At 55.0% G+C, this 19,608-nt stretch carries 22 protein-coding genes and 1 riboswitch; of the genes, 2 read left to right on the top strand and 20 right to left on the bottom strand.

Annotation, left to right across the window (positions count from 1 at the left end):
- Positions 1-2: 2 nt before the first annotated feature.
- The 8 genes from MHFGQ_RS00350 to yabG form a co-directional block, all read right to left on the bottom strand.
- Positions 3-782, bottom strand: a complete 780-nt coding sequence (locus tag MHFGQ_RS00350) for an HD domain-containing phosphohydrolase (RefSeq protein ID WP_106004995.1) — start codon at positions 780-782, stop codon at positions 3-5.
- A gap of 115 nt (positions 783-897) precedes the next feature.
- Positions 898-985, bottom strand: a riboswitch (cyclic di-GMP riboswitch).
- A 665-nt stretch (positions 986-1,650) separates the two neighbouring features.
- Positions 1,651-1,839, bottom strand: a complete 189-nt coding sequence (locus MHFGQ_RS00345; protein ID WP_245907813.1) for a ferritin-like domain-containing protein — start codon at positions 1,837-1,839, stop codon at positions 1,651-1,653.
- 44 nt (positions 1,840-1,883) lie between these two features.
- Positions 1,884-2,162, bottom strand: coding sequence for a 4Fe-4S dicluster domain-containing protein (locus MHFGQ_RS00340; RefSeq protein WP_106004993.1), 279 nt, complete (start codon positions 2,160-2,162; stop codon positions 1,884-1,886).
- Positions 2,162-3,460 carry an FAD-dependent oxidoreductase gene (locus MHFGQ_RS00335; protein WP_106004992.1) on the bottom strand — a complete coding sequence of 433 codons (1,299 nt, stop codon included), beginning with the start codon at positions 3,458-3,460 and terminating at the stop codon, positions 2,162-2,164. The genes MHFGQ_RS00340 and MHFGQ_RS00335 overlap by 1 nt, the downstream gene beginning before the upstream one ends.
- A gap of 19 nt (positions 3,461-3,479) precedes the next feature.
- Positions 3,480-4,529 (bottom strand): electron transfer flavoprotein subunit alpha/FixB family protein, encoded by a 1,050-nt coding sequence (locus MHFGQ_RS00330; RefSeq protein ID WP_106004991.1) that lies wholly within the window; start codon positions 4,527-4,529, stop codon positions 3,480-3,482.
- A gap of 13 nt (positions 4,530-4,542) precedes the next feature.
- Positions 4,543-5,352, bottom strand: coding sequence for an electron transfer flavoprotein subunit beta/FixA family protein (locus MHFGQ_RS00325; protein ID WP_170066221.1), 810 nt, complete (start codon positions 5,350-5,352; stop codon positions 4,543-4,545).
- A 98-nt stretch (positions 5,353-5,450) separates the two neighbouring features.
- Positions 5,451-5,726, bottom strand: coding sequence for a Veg family protein (locus MHFGQ_RS00320; protein ID WP_106004990.1), 276 nt, complete (start codon positions 5,724-5,726; stop codon positions 5,451-5,453).
- A 142-nt stretch (positions 5,727-5,868) separates the two neighbouring features.
- A complete protein-coding gene (yabG, locus tag MHFGQ_RS00315; RefSeq protein ID WP_106004989.1) occupies positions 5,869-6,780 on the bottom strand; it encodes a sporulation peptidase YabG in 912 nt (303 codons plus the stop codon).
- A 210-nt stretch (positions 6,781-6,990) separates the two neighbouring features.
- On the opposite strand from yabG, the gene MHFGQ_RS00310 reads away from it, so the two are divergent.
- Positions 6,991-7,776 (top strand): LysM peptidoglycan-binding domain-containing protein, encoded by a 786-nt coding sequence (locus MHFGQ_RS00310; protein ID WP_106004988.1) that lies wholly within the window; start codon positions 6,991-6,993, stop codon positions 7,774-7,776.
- 92 nt (positions 7,777-7,868) lie between these two features.
- Here the strand turns inward: MHFGQ_RS00310 and MHFGQ_RS00305 are convergent, their stop codons facing one another.
- The 6 genes from MHFGQ_RS00305 to metG form a co-directional block, all read right to left on the bottom strand.
- Complete coding sequence (locus MHFGQ_RS00305) at positions 7,869-8,345, bottom strand: ribonuclease H-like YkuK family protein (RefSeq protein ID WP_211292870.1); 477 nt, start codon at positions 8,343-8,345, stop codon at positions 7,869-7,871.
- Between the two features lie 5 nt (positions 8,346-8,350).
- On the bottom strand, positions 8,351-9,232 hold the full coding sequence (gene rsmA, locus MHFGQ_RS00300) for a 16S rRNA (adenine(1518)-N(6)/adenine(1519)-N(6))-dimethyltransferase RsmA (protein WP_106004986.1): 882 nt from the start codon (positions 9,230-9,232) through the stop codon (positions 8,351-8,353).
- Between the two features lie 94 nt (positions 9,233-9,326).
- Complete coding sequence (locus MHFGQ_RS00295; RefSeq protein WP_170066207.1) at positions 9,327-10,328, bottom strand: 3D domain-containing protein; 1,002 nt, start codon at positions 10,326-10,328, stop codon at positions 9,327-9,329.
- Positions 10,329-10,395: 67 nt separating this feature from the next.
- Complete coding sequence (locus MHFGQ_RS00290) at positions 10,396-11,382, bottom strand: 3D domain-containing protein (protein ID WP_277997011.1); 987 nt, start codon at positions 11,380-11,382, stop codon at positions 10,396-10,398.
- Between the two features lie 92 nt (positions 11,383-11,474).
- A complete protein-coding gene (locus MHFGQ_RS00285; protein ID WP_106004985.1) occupies positions 11,475-12,245 on the bottom strand; it encodes a TatD family hydrolase in 771 nt (256 codons plus the stop codon).
- An 11-nt stretch (positions 12,246-12,256) separates the two neighbouring features.
- Positions 12,257-14,212, bottom strand: a complete 1,956-nt coding sequence (gene metG / locus MHFGQ_RS00280; protein ID WP_106004984.1) for a methionine--tRNA ligase — start codon at positions 14,210-14,212, stop codon at positions 12,257-12,259.
- Between the two features lie 186 nt (positions 14,213-14,398).
- On the opposite strand from metG, the gene MHFGQ_RS00275 reads away from it, so the two are divergent.
- Entirely contained in the window at positions 14,399-14,656 is a 258-nt protein-coding gene (locus tag MHFGQ_RS00275; protein WP_106004983.1) for an AbrB/MazE/SpoVT family DNA-binding domain-containing protein, read from the top strand.
- Between the two features lie 45 nt (positions 14,657-14,701).
- Here MHFGQ_RS00275 and rsmI read toward each other — a convergent pair whose 3' ends face one another.
- From rsmI to MHFGQ_RS00245, 6 genes are read right to left on the bottom strand one after another with little or no spacing between them, the layout of a single operon-like run.
- On the bottom strand, positions 14,702-15,535 hold the full coding sequence (gene rsmI, locus MHFGQ_RS00270; RefSeq protein ID WP_106004982.1) for a 16S rRNA (cytidine(1402)-2'-O)-methyltransferase: 834 nt from the start codon (positions 15,533-15,535) through the stop codon (positions 14,702-14,704).
- Positions 15,528-15,848 carry an initiation control protein YabA gene (locus MHFGQ_RS00265; RefSeq protein ID WP_106004981.1) on the bottom strand — a complete coding sequence of 107 codons (321 nt, stop codon included), beginning with the start codon at positions 15,846-15,848 and terminating at the stop codon, positions 15,528-15,530. The genes rsmI and MHFGQ_RS00265 overlap by 8 nt, the downstream gene beginning before the upstream one ends.
- Complete coding sequence (locus MHFGQ_RS00260) at positions 15,838-16,650, bottom strand: PSP1 domain-containing protein (protein WP_277997010.1); 813 nt, start codon at positions 16,648-16,650, stop codon at positions 15,838-15,840. Before MHFGQ_RS00260 ends, MHFGQ_RS00265 begins: the two co-directional genes overlap by 11 nt.
- Positions 16,619-17,506, bottom strand: a complete 888-nt coding sequence (gene holB, locus MHFGQ_RS00255; protein WP_106004980.1) for a DNA polymerase III subunit delta' — start codon at positions 17,504-17,506, stop codon at positions 16,619-16,621. Before holB ends, MHFGQ_RS00260 begins: the two co-directional genes overlap by 32 nt.
- Positions 17,507-18,154: a dTMP kinase gene (gene tmk, locus MHFGQ_RS00250; RefSeq protein WP_106004979.1), complete on the bottom strand. Its 648-nt coding sequence runs from the start codon at positions 18,152-18,154 to the stop codon at positions 17,507-17,509.
- A 26-nt stretch (positions 18,155-18,180) separates the two neighbouring features.
- Complete coding sequence (locus MHFGQ_RS00245; RefSeq protein ID WP_170066206.1) at positions 18,181-19,563, bottom strand: aminotransferase class I/II-fold pyridoxal phosphate-dependent enzyme; 1,383 nt, start codon at positions 19,561-19,563, stop codon at positions 18,181-18,183.
- Positions 19,564-19,608: the final 45 nt, after the last annotated feature.

Raw genomic sequence — 19,608 nt, 5'->3', positions numbered from 1 at the left:
CTCTAGTTTTTAGTCAGGTTTAAAAATTCTCTTTCTCCCATAAAGAGAGGTTTTTCCTTTCTTTTCCCTTCTTGTAACTTATAAATGCTTAACACCAACTTGTCCAACCAGTGACTTTGGGCAATTATTAAAGGATGGGTAAGATCGCCGTAAATCTTAATTAACCTCGCGAGCCATTCTTTTTCTACTTCGATTTGCCTGGCAAGGGTGCGGGGTTCCTGGTAGGTTGCCGGTTCGTAGGTGGCCTTTTGCCTTAAGACGGTTAATATGTCCGGGTCAAATTGCAATCCTTTCCCGCTATGTATTTCCATCAGGGCTTCACTAATTGCAATCGCCTTACGATATGGGCGCGACGCCGTCATGGCATCCAAAGCGTCGGCGATGGTTACTATCCTGGCCAGCAGGGGGATCTGTTCATATTTAAGGCCGGCATAACCGTTTCCATTCCACCATTCATGATGGTAGCGAATAACTGCTACCACCTCATCGTTGCCCCCTCTTTGTTCCACCCAGTCGGCCCCATAGTCGGTATGCTTTTTCATCTGCCCCCATTCTGCCTCTGTCAGTGGCCCCGGTTTCGTCAATATCTCCAAACTTACATGCATTTTGCCGGCATCATGCAAGAGGGCACCCGTTAACACGTCCTGGCAATGACGGGCTTCTATTCCCAGCTCCATGGCTATCCTTAAGGCAAAGTTGGCCACCGCAGCTGAGTGTAAGTACAGGGCCGGCCAGTACCGGCGAATCTCTAGTAAAATTTTGGTAACCATATCCCTTTGCATAAACCCGCCCCCCGCCTTCCTTCCATCTAGAAATAGCAAAGGCAGCCACGAGCAATTTGCCTGGCTGCCCTTTAAACCCTTTAAAAGTTAAGGAAAAATTAAAAACCGACTTTAAAGTGGCAGCCTGGCAGTCATACCAACATAGTGGCTACAGACCCATGGCTTTGCGTCCCACCCTTTCGAGTGGTTTGCCCTTAAACACTTTAATTTATTTGCTTTAAGAGATAGATATCTCTTAGGGAACCCTGGGAGCGAGGGAGAAGGAACGGTGACGGTAGTCCAATCACCCCCGGATATTTCTCCCAAAAAATTACATGGAAATTTTCGTTCCTGGAGGTGTTATGGAAGGTAACAGTGGAGAGGTTGGAAGGAATGTTATTGGCAATAATTTTAAGGGGGCTAATAGAGGGGAGATCTTTTTCCAAATATTTACAATCAAGGCATATAATCCCCCCCCCCCCCCCCCCATTGGCTATTTTTGTTTTTTATGTTAATTTCTGTTATACACTTTGCCAGCACAGAAATTATCCTCCAATCAGTTGCTATAATATTTTTTATTCGACCTCGCTCAACAAATTCCTTCTCTTAGGAAAAAGTAATGTCAATTTACCCCTGCCGCAAATTGCTAGTTATCTTACCTTCTGAGTGCCCAGGGCCTTCTCCAGGTCAAGAATATGTTCCTGCTCCACTACGGCAATTTTCCTGATGACCTGGGCGACGTCGTACAATTTTAAGGCTTCCAGTTGTTCAATACGCTGCAGTTAACGGTTCGGGGCGTCATACTCGACCCCCAGTCCTGGCGCAACATTTCGACGTCATTGAGGGAGATTTTGATTTCCTGCACCTGGACCGTCGGGATGCCGCCAAGTTACTGGATTTTGTCACTCAGCTTTACGGCATGTTCGTGTTCATCCCGGGCATGCTGAAGCCCTTCATCAATAATGGCCACATACTGGGGAGCGGTAAGCATGCTGGCGTGCTGGATATACTGGATCATGGCTGCATATTCCCAGGACAGGTCCAGGTTGAGGAGCTTGATGATCTGCTCGATGGTCACGGGAACACTTCTATAGTTTTCCTAGCAAAGCTGCCCATGAAAGTTTATCCATATTTATAAAGGATGCCGAAGCCGCCGCGGGGATAACGCCAGTCGATGTTATCATGGGCACAGCCATAGCGGCAGGTGCCGCATTCCACACAACCCTCGTAGGCCGTTTCGATCCTCTCCTCCCTGTCATTCCAAACATATACCCGGGCCGGACAAATAAAGGTGCATGGCTTGCCTTCACAGTGACGGCAAACTTCCCGGTCTTTGATCCTTAAGTGAGGGTGTTTATCCGTCTGGTAGCGGTTGAGGAAAAGTTTATCTTCCAGGCGCATCATCCCATCACCTTCCAGAGGCGGTAAAGGTCCCCGGCCAGTTGTATACGGCTGCGTTCGGCCGTAATTTCCCTCCAAATGCGCTTCTGCTTTTCCCGCTTGGGTACATTGTCGACGGTCAAGAACTCCCTGGCCGCCCGGGAAAGGAGTTGGGGGTAAAGGATGAAAAAGTGGGGATTTTGGTCAAAGAAAAAGGGAGCATCTTGATACTTTTTTAGATCTTGCAAGACAAAGCTCTCCTCCAGCATATCTCGGTAGCGCGCTAGGGTGGCCGCGCTGTAGTCGCCCTTTTCCCGGGCGGCCAGGACGGCCTGCGCCGCCAGCAATCCGGAAGTCATGGCAAGATTCGACCCCTCGCGGTGGATGCCGTTGACCAGCATGGCGGCGTCGCCGACCACCAGAACGCCGTTACCATAGAGCCTGGGAATGGCCCGGTAGCCGCCTTCAGGAATCAGGTGGGCCTGGTATTCCCTAATCTCGCCGCCGCTCAACAACCGCCGGATCATGGGATGACTTTTTAAGTGCTCCAGGAGATCGTTGGGGTTTAAACGCCGCCGGATGAGGCTCGAAAGGAGAACACCCACCCCTACGGATAGGGAGTCTTTGTTGGTATAGATAAAGGCCGTGCCCATCATGCCCTTGGTGGCGTCTCCCAAAAGTTCGATGGTACAACCCTGGCCTTCTTCCAGGTTAAAGCGGTCTTCAATCTTTTCCCGGGGCAGAGCAATGATTTCTTTCACGGCTACAGCCAGCTGGTTGGTATTGGTGCCGTCTTTTTTCAGGCCTGCTTTTTGGGTTAAAAGGGAGTTGGCGCCTTCGGCGATTATTACCACATCGGCACGGACGTCACCTTCGGCCCGTCCCGTCTTCACCCCTACGACGCGGTCCTTCTCCCAGAGGAGGTCCTCGACAACGGTTTCATTGATCAAGAGGGCCCCGGCCGCCACAGCCTGTGCCGCCAGCCAGCGGTCGAAGCGGGCCCTTAAAACGGTAAAGGCGTTGTACGGCTCGGCGCCAAAGACAGTATTTTTATACCCCAGGGTCAGGGCCGCGTCATCAGTCAGCAACCACAAGCGCTGTTCAACCACCGGCCGCTCTAGGGGCGCCTCACGGTAAAACCCGGGAACCACCGCTTCGGTGGGGTGGCGGTAAAGGACCCCGCCCATAACGTTCTTGCTTCCCGGATGCTCGCCGCGTTCGAAAATAACTACCTCCACCCCGGCCCGGGCCAGGACAATGGCCGCCGCCAGGCCCGCGGGCCCGGCTCCGACTACGACTGCCTCAAACCTTAAAGCCATAATCTTGCCCCCTGCACACTTAATATGAACCGGAACCTTCCGCCCCGGGGGCTCTACCCGGCCCCGGTGCCGGATCCAGACGAAGACGAAATTCCGCCGTTAAAGCCGGAACTACTTCCCGGAAATCGCCGACGATGCCATAGGTGGCAATTTTAAAAATGGGGGCATCAGGGTCATTGTTAACGGCCACGATGACATCGGCGCCCTGCATACCCACCAGGTGCTGGATGGCCCCGGAAATGCCGATGGCAAAATAAATCTTCGGGCGCACCGTGACTCCCGTCTGTCCTACCTGATACTCCGGAGGCAGCCACCCGGCTTCTACCGCCGCCCTGGACGCAGCCAGGGTGCCGCCCAGGACACCTGCCAGTTCTTCCAGAAGGGCAAAATTCTCTTTCGACCCAACACCGCGCCCGCCGGCGACGATAATCTCCGCCCGATCGAGATAGACGGCTTTATTTTTTTCGGTAATAATTTCGATAACCTCGGCCCGGGCCTCATCTGCATCAAAGGTCACATCCACCCGCACCAGTTCGCCCCGGCGGCCCTCCCGGCGGGACGGCATGGGCATGACCCGTGGTCGCACCGTGGCCATCTGGGGGCGGTGACGGCGGCAGAGAATGGTGGCCATAACGTTGCCGCCAAAGGCCGGCCGAGTCTGCTCTAAAAACCGCGTCTCCGGCTGGATGGCGAGGCCGGTGCAGTCCGCCGTAAGCCCGGTGCCCAGGGCGGTGGCCACGGCTCCCGATAGATCCCGACCAAGGCTGGTGGCCCCTAGAAGAAGGATTTCCGGCTGGTATTCTTTAACAGCCTGGACCAGGGCGCGGGCATAAGGAGCTGTACGATAGAACTGAAGAACAGGATCCTCGATTAAGTAAACCTTGTCCGCGCCGTAAGCCCATACCTCGGATACCAGATGTTTTACTTCATGTCCTAAAAGTACACCGGCGAGTTCCCCCTCCAGGTTATCGGCCAGGGTACGCCCTGCTCCCAGCAGTTCCCAGGAAACGGGAGCGACTTCCCCCGCCAGCTGTTCAATAAAAACCCATACGCCTTGAAACTTGGACAAGGCTGTCCCTCCATTATCTGTCGGCTACGACCTTGGTCTTAACGAGCTTTTCTACAAGCGCCGCTGCCGCTTCCTGTGGTTTACCGGGAATTATCTCCCCACCGGGCCGCGCCGGTGGGGCAAAGATGCGCCAGACAGACGTCGGCGAACCTTTGAGGCCGATTTGGGCCGGGTCTAGTTCGAGGTCGTCTTTACCCCAGGTGATAATGTCCGCCCTGGCGGCCCTGACTAAGGCCGGAAGTGATGCATAGTGCAGTTCATTTATTTCCTTGACTACCGTGAGAAGGGCAGGCAGACGACCGCGGACGATTTCCCTTTTCCCTTCGAGCTTGCGTTGAACCTGAATATAACCCTGTTCTAAATCTATAGCGTCGATGGCCATACAATAGGTCAACTGGGTAAAGCCAAGTCTCGTAGCTATTCCCGGCCCTACCTGGGCCGTATCACCGTCAATGGCCTGCTTCCCGCATAAAACCAGATTTACCGGCAACATCTTATCAATCCTTTTAATGGCCTGGGCGAGTATATAACTGGTGGCCAGGGTGTCGGAACCAGCAAAGGCCCGATCGGTAAGGAGAATGCCCTCGTCGGCTCCCATGGCGAGTGCCCGGCGCAGCACCTCTTCGGCCTGGGGCGGTCCCATGGAAAGGGCCGTGACCCTGCCACCGTATTTTTCCTTTAATTGTACCGCTGCTTCCACGGCATGGGCATCGTAGGGGTTGATAACGGCCGGGACGCCGGCCCGAACCAGGGTATTGGTCCGGGGGTCAATCCTGACTTCGGTCGTATCCGGTACCTGCTTGACGCAGACCACCATGTGCAGCAAAAAACCACCCCTGTTGCTATTATGGGGTGGGGTAAAACAAAGTATACGGCTATTTTAAAAATAAAAAGCCGTCAGGTTTACCCTGACAGCTCCTTTTATCCCCTGGTGCCGAGTCTTTTGATGCCGTTCTCGCCTTCTATCGTAAGTTCTACAGTATTGGTCAAAACGTCAGTATAGCTGAAGGATATCCGCCGTTCCGGGCTTCTGCTTTCTTCCAACCGGATCACGAAGATATTCGGGTAAGTCTTTTCCAGTATACCGGTTTTCTCCAGGATCTTCTTTCGCCCCCGGTTGGCCCTCAGCCTCACCTTCTGGCCCACCCGGGCCTCCAGATCTTCTCTGATAGTCGCCAGAACTTCCTTGCCAGCCAAAAAAGACCACCCTCTTTCCGCGTATACTTTATTATACAACGGAAAGAGGCAGAAGTCAAGTTATTAGTTTATTTTACTAGAGAAACAGGCCCATTGTCAAGGGTAATTATGGTATAATTTCACCTTTGTTGCCGATAAAACTTCAATAAGAGGCCGTTGGATAACCGAGACGCAATTTGCCTTTAATCTCTATGCCGCCAATTCCATCGGTACCCGTAATCGTATCTTTAATTATATCGGCAGGGACCAGGGTTTTATCGATGGAGGTATAGGCAATGCGCTCCACCACAAAAACCGGATCGTAGGCGTGGATCAAGACACGTCGCGGCGAACTCGCAAAGGTGGCCCCGGCTTCAAGGAGGGCCTCATAATGGGACTGGCAGGCCCCGGCAAAAATAACCAGGTCGTCATGGGTGGGGCGTAACATCCTGGCCACCCGGACCGCAGCGACAAAGTGTTTTGAATGGCGGTAACTGTCAAGATCCGTATAATTAATATCCTTTTCCCGCAACAATCCGTCGTGGCCGGTAAGAACCAGGATATCGGGGGTATATTCCTTTAAAAGCGCTTCTACTTTATTAGCCTGACTCTCTTCCGGCAAACAAACGCCCCGGGCCGGTATTTTCAACTGTGCATAAGCGTGGAGGCATTTATCGAGGTATTCTTCGTCACCGTCAATATGCAACACCCGGCCCGGTACCTCAAAAAAACCATCACCGGATGAAACTGCCTTTTTCTCCGGCTCGCCTTCACCCTTTAAAAAAACATCCCCACGCAGGATATGGGCTTCCCTTTCGGCCTCGCGGCGCTGCAAAATTTTGCGAAAGCAAAGGCTGTGTTTTTGTATATCGCAATGGCGGTAACGAAGTACTGCCTCGGCCGGCTGCACCTCTAGATCTTCCAGGGGAGCGTCGGCCACCAGTCTGACGTCTAGCCCCTTTAAAATCGCCGTAGTTTTGCCCGTGTCCGTTATGATAATGGACTTAACTTTAAAAAAAATATCTTTGCCATATTTTTTACGTGCTACAATGTCTCCGGGCTTTATCTTCTGCAACTTTCTCCCCCCCTATAGGCCCTGGATCATTTTATTTTATGCCCAGGGAAACAACAAAGTGCGTCCTTCTTTTTGTGATTATGTTTAGTTACCATAATACTCCGCCGCTGGTAACTATTTTGCAATGACAGGGGGTGGTAAATTAAAGTATAATGGAAACGTCCTGGATGATAGACATAGAGATAAAATAATGAAATTTAAAAGGAGTTGATGGCAATTTTTAAGGTTTTTCTATCTCTTTTACGGCCGTTTTTCCTGGCCTCCCTCCTGCTCTTCGGCATTCCTGCCTTTGCCGGTACGGCAGCCGCCGCCACCTACACCGTCCAGCCCGGCGACACCCTCTATCTCATCGGCCAGCGCTACGGGATCAGCGCCTGGGAACTGCAGCAGGCAAATGGTCTAAGTAGTACCTGGATCTATCCCGGGCAAACCCTGTGGGTACCCGACAGCGGAAGCAGTACTTACGTAGTTAAGGCCGGCGATACCCTTTACCTCATCGGCCAGCGCTACGGCCTCTCCTACCAACAAATCATGGCCGCCAACAACCTTACAAGCGATATCATCTATCCAGGGCAGATTTTACGCATCCCTACCAATTCAAACCAACCCGTCGCTTCCCGGGGTACAAGCAGTAACTATACCGCCAGCGATCTAGACCTCCTCGCCCATCTGGTCTATGGCGAAGCCCGGGGCGAACCTTATGCCGGACAGGTAGCCGTTGCCGCGGTAGTAATAAACCGCACTAAGGACGGACGTTTTCCCAGTACCATCGCCGGCGTCATCTATGACCCCGATGCCTTTACCTGCGTTAATGACGGGCAGTTCTACCTGGCGCCGGATGCCACCGCCTATCAGGCCGCCCGTGACGCCCTGCGGGGCTATGACCCCAGTGGCGGTGCCCTTTATTTCTGGAATCCGGCCAAAGTTCCAGCGTCTTCATGGGTCTGGACGCGAACCATCATCACCCAAATAGGCAACCACGTCTTTGCTCGTTAAAACTATCTTCAAATGTCAAAAGGGGTGGCCAGAGCCTGCATGGCAAGGCTCCTGCCACCCCTTTTTTATATGAGCAACGCAAAGGGCCGTCTTTAGCCGCTTTTAGTAAATCTGTCGGCCACCTTTGAAGCACCGCAGGAATAAGGTTTAATCTTGGCCGTAAAGCCGCTGCCGACCACCATACCGACGATCTCCCGAATTAAATCCTTGGTGTCGCCGTTGGGCCCAATGTCCAGATGGATTTCCAGGTTGAGGTCGGCATGACCGCTGGCTGTCAGTTTCTGGGCGATGAAATTGGCCGTTTCCAGGCTTAAAGCCGTTTCAAAAAAGATCTTCTGGCGCAGCGAAGTAATCTTACGCTGGTACCTTTTTTTATAATAATAGCGGGCTCCCTTGCCCACCTGATGGATTATTACGGCCGTCACGAAACACGTACGAAGCCGTGCCTGGGAATCCGTGCCGATAATGATTTTATACTGGGCCTCCGGGTTGCCTTCGACAAACTGCATCATATCAGCAAACATTTCTTCAGCCGTCAGGCGTCCTCTGGTAGGACTGATATAGTACACCGTTGTCACCTTCTTTCTACCCGCCTTTGCAAGGCGTTGCTTAAACGGGCAAATTCTTCAATACTCAGAGTCTCACCCCGCCGCCTTGGATCGATCCCGGCATCCGTCATGGCCTTGAGTACCAAATCGCGTTCCCATCCCAGGCCGCCCAGGGAATTTAATAAAGTCTTGCGCCGCTGGTTAAAGGCGGCCCGCACAACGCGAAAAAAGAAATCCTCATTATCAACCTGCACCGGCGGCGTTGTCCGCGGGCGCATTTTGACGACTACAGAATCAACTTCCGGCCGCGGATAAAACACGGTGCGTGGAACCTTCAGGATGGCGGCTGCTTCGGTATAATACTGGACGGCAATGCTCAGGGCCCCGTATTCCTTACTACCGGGCGCGGCCAGCATCCGGCCGCCTACCTCCGCCTGCACCATTAAAACGAGGAGATTGATGCGGAATTTACCGGTCAACAGATGCATGAGGATGGGGGTGGTTATATAATAAGGAAGGTTGGCCACCAGCTTATAAGTGGGCAACCTTCCTCCGGCGTTTTCTAAAAATCCGGCCACCAGCTCGTCAAAATTAACCTTCAGGGCATCGCCGGCCACCAGGCGCACATTCCCTTTATCCCGCAGGTTTTCCCTTAAAACCTCTAATAAATCGCGGTCGATTTCCACGGCGATCACCAGGCCCCCACGGTAAGCCAGTTCCTGGGTAAGGGCTCCCAGGCCGGGGCCTATTTCAACAACGATGTCGTATGGATTAAGTTCTGCGACCGCGGCGATCTTGCGGACGATGTTGCTGTCGACAAGAAAATTCTGCCCCCGGGATTTGCGGGGTACCAGACCCTTTTCCCGGAGGAGGGCCAGGGTTCTCCCCGGCGATGCTACGGTTTCCACCCCTATCCCTCCATAATGGTATTATACTACATCTGTCCCCGGCATTACAAATACATGTAAATGGAAAAAAAGAAAAACCACCCTTTCTGGTGGTTCATCGGAGGATGTATACCTTTACCCGGCGTACGCCCCAGCGCGCCGCGGCTGCTTCCGTATCCACGAAAACGTCGATGCGATTTCCCTTAATGGCGCTGCCTACATCCTGGGCCACGCCGAACCCGTATCCTTCCACATAGAGCCTGCTGCCCAGGGGAATTACATTGGGATCCACGGCAACGGTGCCCACCCGTGGATACACGCCTGTGGCCGTACGAGATCCCGTATGGGTATATGCCGTGGCTACGGCCCACATTACCCTTTCGAAGCGAAATTCGTAACCCCCGCGGGAGGCGGTATCTAAAGCCCCCACGGCCATTATCTCCGGGACCGGTTCCTTTATAACTTGCGTCCCTATCAGCTCACGACCGGTTTCCTGACCGTCTTCATAGACAACCCTGTAGGTTTCTTCTATTAAGCCCTTTTGCCCCTTCTGGACAACCCTTGTTAGGCCTTTTTCTAGACTGCCGTCGAGTCGCCGTTCCACCTTGTAGTCTATTTCTCGTTTTACAGTTTCCTCGTTATAAGTAATCCGCACAACTTTAATCGTATCCCCCGCCTTTACCGTGGCGGCCAGATCGGGAGTAACGCGATCTTCTGGCCGGACAGTTACCCCCGCCTTCTCTAATACCGCGGCTGCAGTGTCTGATACCGTTAAAATTGTCCTCTCCTGGCCGTCGGCAATTACCTTTATCGGAACGGCCCTCTTAACCGCAATCACCATTCCCCTGGCTATCGGCGCGTCCGGCGCCGGAAGAACTTCATCCCCCGGCTGCAGTTCTATCCGCTGTTCCTTTAAGAGTTCCCCCACGTTACCGGCAAAAGTTCTAACTGTTACCTCCCGGTCGTCTATCTGGAGGCTCACCTGCTTCCAGGCATAGTTCATAACACCCCAACCGGTACCGGTAAAGAGAATTAATACCGCCGTCAGGAGCCACAGCCAGTTTCGTCGGCGTCTATAATCGTTCTTCTGGCGCCAGGCCGCAATCCACCCGTCCATGGGTCACCTCCGCGGGGCTAATTTTGTATTTAAGTACTTCGACACGGGGACAGGAAAATCCTCCCCACTATTGCCCCAAAATACGCACGGTTACCTGGCGCCGTCCCCACTGAATGGCTTCGGCCTCGCTGTCTAAAAATACGTCGATGCGGTTGCCTTTAATTAGGCCGCCGGTATCCTGGGCAACAGCATATCCGTAACCTTCCACATAAAGTTTCGTCCCCAGGGGGATGACCCGGGGATCGACGGCAACTATGCCCCTGTAAGGCCAGATGCCGGTAGCCGTCCGGTTACCGGTATGGGTATATGCCGTGGCTATAACCTTGAGGGTATCACCGGCCCTGGCCGCCGTAACGGCGGGATAGGCGCGGCTGCCGTAGGCCACTACCCGCGGCTGGGGCTGGACTTCCATCCAGGACCCCAGGAGGCGGCGCTCAACCTCGACGCCGTTTTCCTTCTTAACCTGGTACTGATAACAGCGAACGCCGGGCTGCCCTTCCTGAATGACCTTCTCATGCCCCGGCGCCAAAGTCCGCTCCGGCCTGCGCACCAGGGGAGGCGGGACCGTTTCCCTGGTGACTTCCGTAGTATTTTCCACCCTGATGACGCGGATATACTGGAAAGGATTATTGCTTCCTAGATTGCTCTCTATCCTGTCTTCAGGCCCAAGGGTTATACCTTCCTGGAACAGGACCGCGGCAGCCGTCGGCAAAGGTACCTGGGGCCATAGATTGCACCCGGCGATCTCCGCCGCCACCGGCACCCCGCCAGCCACAACCAGCTTCAACCCCGGCCAGAACCAGGCGCCGGGTAGAGGTAAAACCCAATCCCCCAGGCGTATTTCGCCGTCATTAAATTCGGCAATTTCACCAAAAAACCACTGACTAATATTCACCTGCCGGGCGTCGCCTCTATCAAATATATCAACGCGACTGCCGGTCCATCCGGCAGTAAATAATGTCTGTATTCCTAAAAGAAGGCACACCAACCCCAGCAGTAACTTTCTCCGACCGATGGCAGGCCGCCGGCCGGAAGGAAGTGATATTTTTATCACGTTCCCCCTCCTTCCATATTTTGCCGGCTATAGCCTTGCCAGAATATTCGCCTTTTATACCCGTTAAAAAATCCTGCCTTTCAAGGCAGGATCTAAAGGCCGAAGAGCCTGCGGGCGTTGGCCGCAGTGGCTTCCGCAACGGCCTCAAAGGGAAGTCCGCGGGTGACGGCTACGGCTTCCACCACCAGTTTTACATAGGCCGGTTCATTGCGCTTGCCGCGATGGGGTTCAGGGGTAAGGTAGGGGCAGTCGGTTTCGACAAGAAGGCGGTCCATGGGCACCCGTCCTGCTATTTCCCGCAGTCTGGCTGCATTTTTAAAGGTCACCGGGCCGGCCAAGGAAATATAAAAGCCCATATCCAGGCACTCCCGGGCCATTTCCCAGCTACCGGAAAAACAGTGGAGAACCCCTCCTGCCGGAAAAGGAGCAGCCTTTTTTAAAATACGCAGGGTATCGCCGTGGGCGTCGCGGTCATGGACGATTACCGGCAGGCGTAGTGTACGGGCCAGGTCCAAATGCCAGCGAAAGACTTCTTGCTGACGCTGCCGCGGGGAAAGGTTTCGATAATAATCGAGGCCCGTTTCCCCAATGGCCACCACCCGGGCGTCCCGCGCCAGGCCACCTATTACCGCCTCCGCCTCAGAATCAAAGGTCGCCGCATCATGGGGATGGACGGCCACGGCGGCATAGATAAAGGGCCAGGTATGGGCCTGTTCCACCGCCCGCCGCGATGAAGGGACGTCATAGCCCACATTGATTACGGCCGCCACGCCGGCCTCCTTTAAACGCCCCAGCACGGCATTAAGGTCGCCGGCAAAGGCCGGATCGTTAAGGTGGGCATGGGAATCGATTAATGCCGGCAAATCTCTACACCCTACCGCACCGGAGTGCCGTCTTTAATTTCCCGCTCCGGCGTAATCAGGCTTAAACCCTCATCGTCCACTGCCGCCAGGACCATCCCCTGGGAGAGTATACCCCGCAGTTTGGCCGGTTTCAAATTGGCCACGATGACCACCTTTTTGCCCACCAGCTCTTCTGGCCGGTAATAACGGGCGATGCCGGCCACGATGGTACGGCGCTCATTGCCGACTTTGACTTCCAGCTTCAAAAGCTTGTCGGCATTGGCCACCTTCTCGGCCGCCAGTACTTCTGCCACCCTTAGTTTTATGCGGGCGAATTCTTCAATGGTTATCTCTTCGTCTCCCGCCGCAGCTTCCTGGGTTTCATTTACGGCAGGCGACGTTGCCGCCCCTTTTTCCTGTTCCGTCATCGTTTCTTCCCCTTCTTCCTTCTTTATTTCAATGCGCGGAAAGAGGGCCGGACCCCTTTTCACCCGTATGCCGGCCGGTATGCCTCCCCAGACGGCGAGGCTCTCCCAGGTGTGGGCCGCCGGGAGATCGACTAGACCCAGTTGCTCCCATACTCGCGGCGGTACCCCGGGCATAAAGGGGCCCACCATAACCGTCGCCTGACGTATGGCTTCGGCCAGGTTATAAAGGACCGTATTGAGACGCGGCCTTTTTAAAGGGTCTTTGGCCAGGGCCCAGGGCGCCGTCTCTTCGATATATTTATTGGCTCTGTTGACTAGGCGCCAAATGGCCGTTAAGGCCCGGGCAAACTCAAAATTGTTCAGGGCCGCATCTACTTCGTCCGGCACAAGCCTTGCCGTGGCTATCAAATCATCATCGAGGGGTTCCGGAGCTGCAGGCGACTCGATTATACCGCCGTTAAATTTTTCGATCATGGCCGTCGTCCGGCTCAACAAATTGCCAAAGTCATTGGCCAGATCGGTGTTGATGCGGTTGATTAAGGCCTCTTCGCTGTAATAACCGTCGGCGCCGTAGGGCATTTCCCGCAGGAGAAAATAGCGAATGGCATCGGCACCGTAGCGGTCGATAAGCACCATGGGATCGACCACATTGCCTTTGGACTTGGACATCTTGCCGCCGTCTACCAGGAGCCAACCGTGGCCGAAAACCTGCCGGGGCGGTTCGATGCCGGCGGCCATTAGAATAATGGGCCAGATTACGGTATGAAAGCGGACGATGTCTTTGCCCACCAGGTGTACGGCGGCCGGCCAGTATTTATGAAAGAGATGGTCGTCCTCCGTACCGTATCCCAGGGCGGAAATATAATTGGTGAGGGCGTCAAACCAGACGTAGATAACATGCCTCGGATCCATGGGGACCGGTATGCCCCAGTCAAAGGTGGTCCGGGAAATACACAAATCTTCCAGCCCGCTTTCGATGAAGCTGATCATTTCATTGCGCCGGGAAGCGGGCTGGATAAATTCAGGGTGTTCTTTGATATACTTTAGCAAGCGGTCGGCATATTTGCTCATCCGGAAGAAATAGCTCTCTTCCTTGACCAGCTCGACCGGTCGTCCGCAATCGGGACAATTGCCATCCACCAGTTGACGTTCCGTCCAGAAGGTTTCACACGGGGTGCAGTACCATCCCTCGTAGGTGGACTTATAAATATCTCCCTGATCATAAATTTTTTGCAGCAGATACTGGACCACCCGCTTGTGCCGCGGCTCTGTGGTGCGAATAAAGTCGTTATAAGAAATATTAAGACGTCGCCACAGTTCCTGAAAGGTGGCTACAATCCCATCTACATATTTTTTAGGCGGCATACCCGCTTCCCGCGCCTTACGCTGGATCTTCTGACCGTGTTCATCGGAGCCCGTCAAAAAATAGACGTCGTAACCCCTCAGGCGTTTGTAGCGGGCCAGGGTGTCGGCCATGGTGGTTGTCAGGGCATGACCGATATGCAATTTATCGCTGGGATAATAGATAGGGGTGGTGACGTAAAAAACCTTGTCCCCCATATCCCGTCGTCCCCTTTCGGCAAATTCAGGTGTATTATATTAAAAAAAAGAGCAAGTTGTCAAGTTTTGACTATAATGGCGCCAGAAGGCTATTTTTCTGGCCAAATTATGGTTGACTATTACTGGAAACGCTGGTACCATATAGACAGGTTGTCGAAACATGTTGAAATAGAGGAGGGGAGAGCCATGATTAAGTCGACCGGTGTTGTCCGTAAAGTGGACGAGCTCGGCCGGGTCGTCATTCCCATTGAGTTGCGGCGTACCCTCGGCATCGACGAAAAGGATGCGCTGGAGATTTACGTCGACAACGAAAAGATCATCCTTAAAAAGTATCAACCCGGCTGTGTTTTCTGCGGCAACGCGGAGGATACCGTCAATTTCCACGGTAAAAACGTCTGCCGCGCCTGCCTGGAAGCCATGAGCCAGCAGGCCAAGGCCGTCTAAAAAAGGTACATGACTTGCAAAAGAGGGCGCCCCGGGCGCCTTTTTTTATTTTTGGCGTTCTTCCAAACAGGCGCGATAAATTTCCCGCCGTGACCGGCCGTAGCGCCTGGCTATCATAGCCATGGCCGCTTTGCGCTCAACCCCAGCTTCCTCCAGCTCTTTGACTTCTGCCGCCGCCCGGGCTGGATCGTACTGGAACGAGGCCGATGGGGCAGCCCCGGCCACCACCAGGGTTATCTCCCCGCGGGGCGGGTTAGCCTGGAAAAAAGCTATCGCTTCCGAAAGCATCCCCCTCCATATCGTCTCAAACATTTTGGTGAGCTCCCGCCCGACGGCAACCCTGCGGTCCCCTAGGGCCGCCAGCAAATCATCAAGGGTATTAACCAGGCGGTGGGGGGCTTCATAAAAAATCAGGGTCCGCTCTTCCGCCGCCAGAGCGATCAGCCTCTCCCGCCTTTCCTTCCCCTTCCGGGGTAGAAAGCCTTCAAAAACAAAACGGGAGGTCGGTAGCCCCGAAGCCACCAGGGCGGCCAGGGCGGCGTTGGGACCGGGTATGGGGACCACGTTGATCCCGGCGTCTATAGCCTCCCGCACCAGCTCTTCACCAGGATCGCTGATGCCCGGCATTCCGGCGTCAGAAACCAGGGCCAGTTTTTTACCTTCCAGCAGCATTTTTAATAGATAAGGCGTTTTGCTCCTCAAGTTGTGGCGATGATAGCTCGTCAAAGGTGTATGCAGATTATAATGGGCCAAAAGTTCCCGGGTGCGCCGGGTATCTTCGGCGGCGATTAAATCGACTTCTCCCAATATCTTTAAAGCCCGCAGGGTAATGTCCTCCAGGTTACCGATGGGGGTAGCCACCAAATAAAGGTTAGCCATGGGAAGGCATCCCCTTTTTTTTCTCCAGAAAACTCAAGCAGAAAAGGCAGCCCTCACCATCCCGCACCCGGGCAAAATGGGGAGGACACACGTGAAACCCTTCTTCATAAAAACGCAGCAAACTTTGATAACCGCCTTCCCCGGCCTGTTCGGCAATCATTATCGTTCTAAGGCGCTGGTTTTCCTCTTCCAGGGATCGGGCCAGAGCCCGCAGGCGCCGTACTTCCTTCATAACTTCACCTAGATGGGCTTCCAATTCCGCCAGGGCAACGGCGAGGGTGCCTTCATTGGTAATAGCGAAATTACCGCTCATTTTCTTCTCTCCCAATGTCTTTCAGGGAAAATTCCATGGTGCCTTGCTCAGGAAGCTCCACAAAGACCGTTCCTTTAAGGACGTTGTGCCCCGCCACCCGCCCGGGTCCGGCGGGCGTCTGGACCGTTGTGCCGCACGGAGGAAAATGACGCCGTGCCTCTTCATAAACCTCGTTTTCATAGCGCAGACAGCACATGAGCCTCCCGCAGAGACCCGAAATTTTACTCGGATTTAAAGACAGGTTCTGCTCTTTGGCCATGCGAATGGAAACGGGGTCGAATTCCCCCAGAAAAGTGGCGCAGCAAACCGGTCGGCCGCAGCAGCCCAGCCCTCCCAGGAGTTTGGCTTCATCCCGAACGCCTATCTGACGCAATTCGATTCTGGTACGAAAAATGGCCGCCAGGCTTTTGACCAGTTCGCGGAAATCGACCCGCCCTTCGGCCGTAAAATAGAAAACGATCTTGCTGACGTCAAAGGTGAACTCCACATCTATCAACTTCATGGGCAAGCCATGCTCGGCGATTTTCTGCCGGCAGATGGCAAATGCCTCTTTCTCCTTTTCCTGATTTATACGCACCTGTTCAATATCGGCGGCCGTCGCCCGACGTATCACCGGCCGCAAGGGCTGCACGATTTGTTTTTCATCGACCTGGCGCGGCGGGATGACCACCTCGCCGAACTCCAATCCCCGGGCTGTTTCCACGATTACGGCATCGCCTTTCTTTAACTCCAGGTTCCCGGGGTCGAAGTAATATATTTTACCGGCCTTTTTAAAGCGCACGCCTATAACCGTAACTATCACCCCTCACCTCCCCTGTCTTTATTTCAAGAAGATTAAACATTAAAGCTTCCAGTATCAGGCGGCGGTTGCCGTTATGGTCTACAGCCGCCCGGCATTCCTGAATTAAGCGGTAACAGTGCCACAGTTGTCTCGGTGTCATGGACGACGGCAAAAAACCTTCCGGTCGCAATAATAGTTTTTCCGTACCGGTCATTTGCCAGACAAGCTGATCGCGGCAGGCCAGTGACATAGCTTCGAGGATGCCTTTGAGGTCCTCTTCTTTTTCCAGGTCCGGCAGGATTTCCTGCGCCATTGCCCTCAAATCGGCCCCCATTAGGCGCTGCCAATAGTTAATGCCGGCAAAGGCTTCCTCTTCCTCATCCTTTAAATGCAATTCTTGACAGCGAGACCGGATGGTGGCCGGCAGCAAATCCGGCCGTTTTGCCAGTAAAATGAGGTAAGCTCCTTGCGGCGGCTCCTCCAGGGTTTTCAGCAGACAGTTGGCCGCCGCTTCAGTCATGGTTTCGGCTCCAGCCAAAACGGCTACCCGTGCTCCTCCCTGGAAGGAACGTAAGGCCAGGCGCCTTTCCAGTTCACGAATCTGCTCTATTTTCAACGTGGCCCCCTGGGGGCGAACAAGATGGAAGTCGGGGTGGTTACCACCCGCCATCTGCCGGCAGGAGCGGCAGCAGCCGCACGGTTCTTCACCTGAGGGCTCGCGGCAGTTCAAGACCGCGGCCAAGTACTCGGCCAGTTCTATCCGGGCTTCCTCATCCCCGCCGGTAAAGAGATAGGCATGGGCCACCTTACCCTTCTTCAAGGCCTGCTGCAGCTGCCGGCGGGCGTTGACAAAGGCGGGGGATTTTTCTGTCGCCATTTAACCGTCCCTCCCTTTTACGCGCGCCTCCAACCAGGGTTCCACCACCCCTTTAATGCGCCTCCAGACGTCTTCAGGCGTACCCCTGCCGTCAATGAGGCGGATGCGTTCCGGCTCCAGCCGCCATAATTCCAGGTAGCCCCGCCGCACCCGCCGGTGAAATTCCAGTTCTTCTCCTTCCAGGCGGTCCACGTCTCTTTTTTGCCGGAGCCGTGCCAAACCAACTTCCACCGGCACATCGATTAAAAGGGTAAGGTCAGGCAGTAATCCCCCCGTCGCCCATTCGTTCACCCGGCGCACCATTTCTATATCCAGGCGGCGCCCGTACCCCTGATAGGCCACGGTAGAATCAATGAAGCGGTCGCAGAGGACAACCTCACCGGACGCCAGGGCGGGCCGGATGCGCATGGCGACGTGCTGGGCGCGGGCGGCGGCATAGAGTAAAATTTCGGCACGACCGTCTATGGGAGTGTATGCCGGTTCCAGCAGCAGCCGCCTGATGGCTTCCGCCAGGGGGGTGCCCCCCGGTTCCCGGGTGCAGACAACGGCCATGCCCTGTCCATGAAAAAAATGTTCCAAATACTTTATCTGGGTGGTCTTTCCGGCCCCATCGGGGCCTTCCAGGGTGATAAAAAGGCCGCCGGGCAAGCAATGTCACCTTCTTCATCAACATCTTAATGGTCTACTATCCAAACCCTGCCCTCTTCGCCCCGGAATGAGGCCAAAACGGTGAGCACCCCTTCATCCAGCACCTCTCCGGGAACGACCAAAGCCGTACCCGGAGGGCAGGGAGCGATCAGCTCGGCGCAAATCCGGTCGCGGGCCTCCTTCAAGGATACTTCACGACGGGGAGCCAGCCAGGCCTCTCGCGGCGTTAGAACCTGCCGGGGACGGCCTGTCCAGGGATGGAACAGCCGTTTCCCTTGCTCCCCACCCCCCGCCGGCAATACTTTTGCCGCCCGCACCAGGGCCTGAAAGAGGGAGGCGATTTTGTCCCACCCGTCGCCGGGGGTGATGATAAGCAGGATATAATCCGGGCCGGCCAGCTCAACTTCCTGACCGGCCCGCCGTAAATAGGCCGCCGCCTCAATGCCACCGGTACCAAAGGCGGTCGCCGGTATTACCAGGCGGGTGACGTCCAGGCCGGCTGCCGCCGCTCCCCGCACGTCCTCGGATTCAAGGCAAGGTATGCCGGCAGCCGCCAGTTTCTGCCGCAACTGCAGCACCCTGTCGACGGTCCGGCTCCAGTCCCGTCGTCCCCGTTCCTCCGCCAGCAGCCGGGAAGTGTCCAGGGAAGCCAGGAGAAGATAGGAAGGGCTCGTGGTCTGTATAAGGTTCAGGGAAGCCGCCACTGTCTCCGCCGCCTCCCCCTGGCGCAAGTGCAACATGGCCGCCTGGGTGAGGGCCCCCATGGTCTTGTGGGTACTCTGGACCACATAATCTCCGCCCAAGGCCAAAGGAGCGGGCGGCAACCGCGGCTCCAGACCGAAGTGGGCCCCGTGGGCGGCATCGACTAAAACGGCCAGGCCATGGGCGTGGGCCAGATCTATCAACTCCCGGGTGCGGGGAACGATCCCCTCGTAGGTTGGATGAACCAGGATGAGCAGCCGCGCCCGGGGATGGTCTTTCAAGGTCCGGGCCAGGGCCGCCGGCGTCACTCCCAGGGGAACGACAGGCGAGGCCAGCCATTCCTCCGGCAAATAAACCGGCCTGGCTCCGCTTAAAATTAACCCGCTAAAAACGGCACGGTGGGCATAACGGGGTAAAATAACCTCGTCACCGGGGCGGCAGGTGGCCATAATTACAGCCATCAACCCGCTGCTGGCACCGTTGACCAAAAAAAAGGTCCGCGCCGCACCGTAAAAGGCCGCGGCCTTCTCCTGGGCCTTACGGATGGCTCCTGCTGGACAGGCCAGATTGTCCAGTCCAGGGACTTCGGTGAGGTCCAGAGCCAGGGTTTCCTCCCCCAGGGTTTGGCGCCACCCAGGCCAAGTATAGGCCCCGTTTTTATGCCCGGGGGTATGCCAGGAATTAAGGCGTCGACGCCTGTAATTCAAAAGCGCCTCCCAGAGAGGCGCCCGCCCTTGGGTCTTCACGGTTTT

The organism is Moorella humiferrea (assembly GCF_039233145.1).
GTDB classification, from domain to species: domain Bacteria; phylum Bacillota; class DSM-521; order Neomoorellales; family Neomoorellaceae; genus Neomoorella; species Neomoorella humiferrea.
The sequence above is the reverse complement of the archived record's forward strand: the minus strand, read 5'-3'. Positions and strand labels throughout refer to the sequence as shown.

Excerpts from the sequence above, each read along its gene's own strand:
- MHFGQ_RS00350 (WP_106004995.1), bottom strand. The coding sequence starts at position 782 with ATGCAAAGGGATATGGTTACCAAAATTTTACTAGAGATTCGCCGGTAC.
- MHFGQ_RS00340 (WP_106004993.1), bottom strand. The coding sequence starts at position 2,162 with ATGCGCCTGGAAGATAAACTTTTCCTCAACCGCTACCAGACGGATAAA.
- MHFGQ_RS00335 (WP_106004992.1), bottom strand. The coding sequence starts at position 3,460 with ATGGCTTTAAGGTTTGAGGCAGTCGTAGTCGGAGCCGGGCCCGCGGGC.
- MHFGQ_RS00310 (WP_106004988.1), top strand. The coding sequence starts at position 6,991 with ATGGCAATTTTTAAGGTTTTTCTATCTCTTTTACGGCCGTTTTTCCTG.
- MHFGQ_RS00295 (WP_170066207.1), bottom strand. The coding sequence starts at position 10,328 with ATGGACGGGTGGATTGCGGCCTGGCGCCAGAAGAACGATTATAGACGC.
- metG (WP_106004984.1), bottom strand. The coding sequence starts at position 14,212 with ATGGGGGACAAGGTTTTTTACGTCACCACCCCTATCTATTATCCCAGC.
- MHFGQ_RS00275 (WP_106004983.1), top strand. The coding sequence starts at position 14,399 with ATGATTAAGTCGACCGGTGTTGTCCGTAAAGTGGACGAGCTCGGCCGG.
- rsmI (WP_106004982.1), bottom strand. The coding sequence starts at position 15,535 with ATGGCTAACCTTTATTTGGTGGCTACCCCCATCGGTAACCTGGAGGAC.
- MHFGQ_RS00265 (WP_106004981.1), bottom strand. The coding sequence starts at position 15,848 with ATGAGCGGTAATTTCGCTATTACCAATGAAGGCACCCTCGCCGTTGCC.
- holB (WP_106004980.1), bottom strand. The coding sequence starts at position 17,506 with ATGGCGACAGAAAAATCCCCCGCCTTTGTCAACGCCCGCCGGCAGCTG.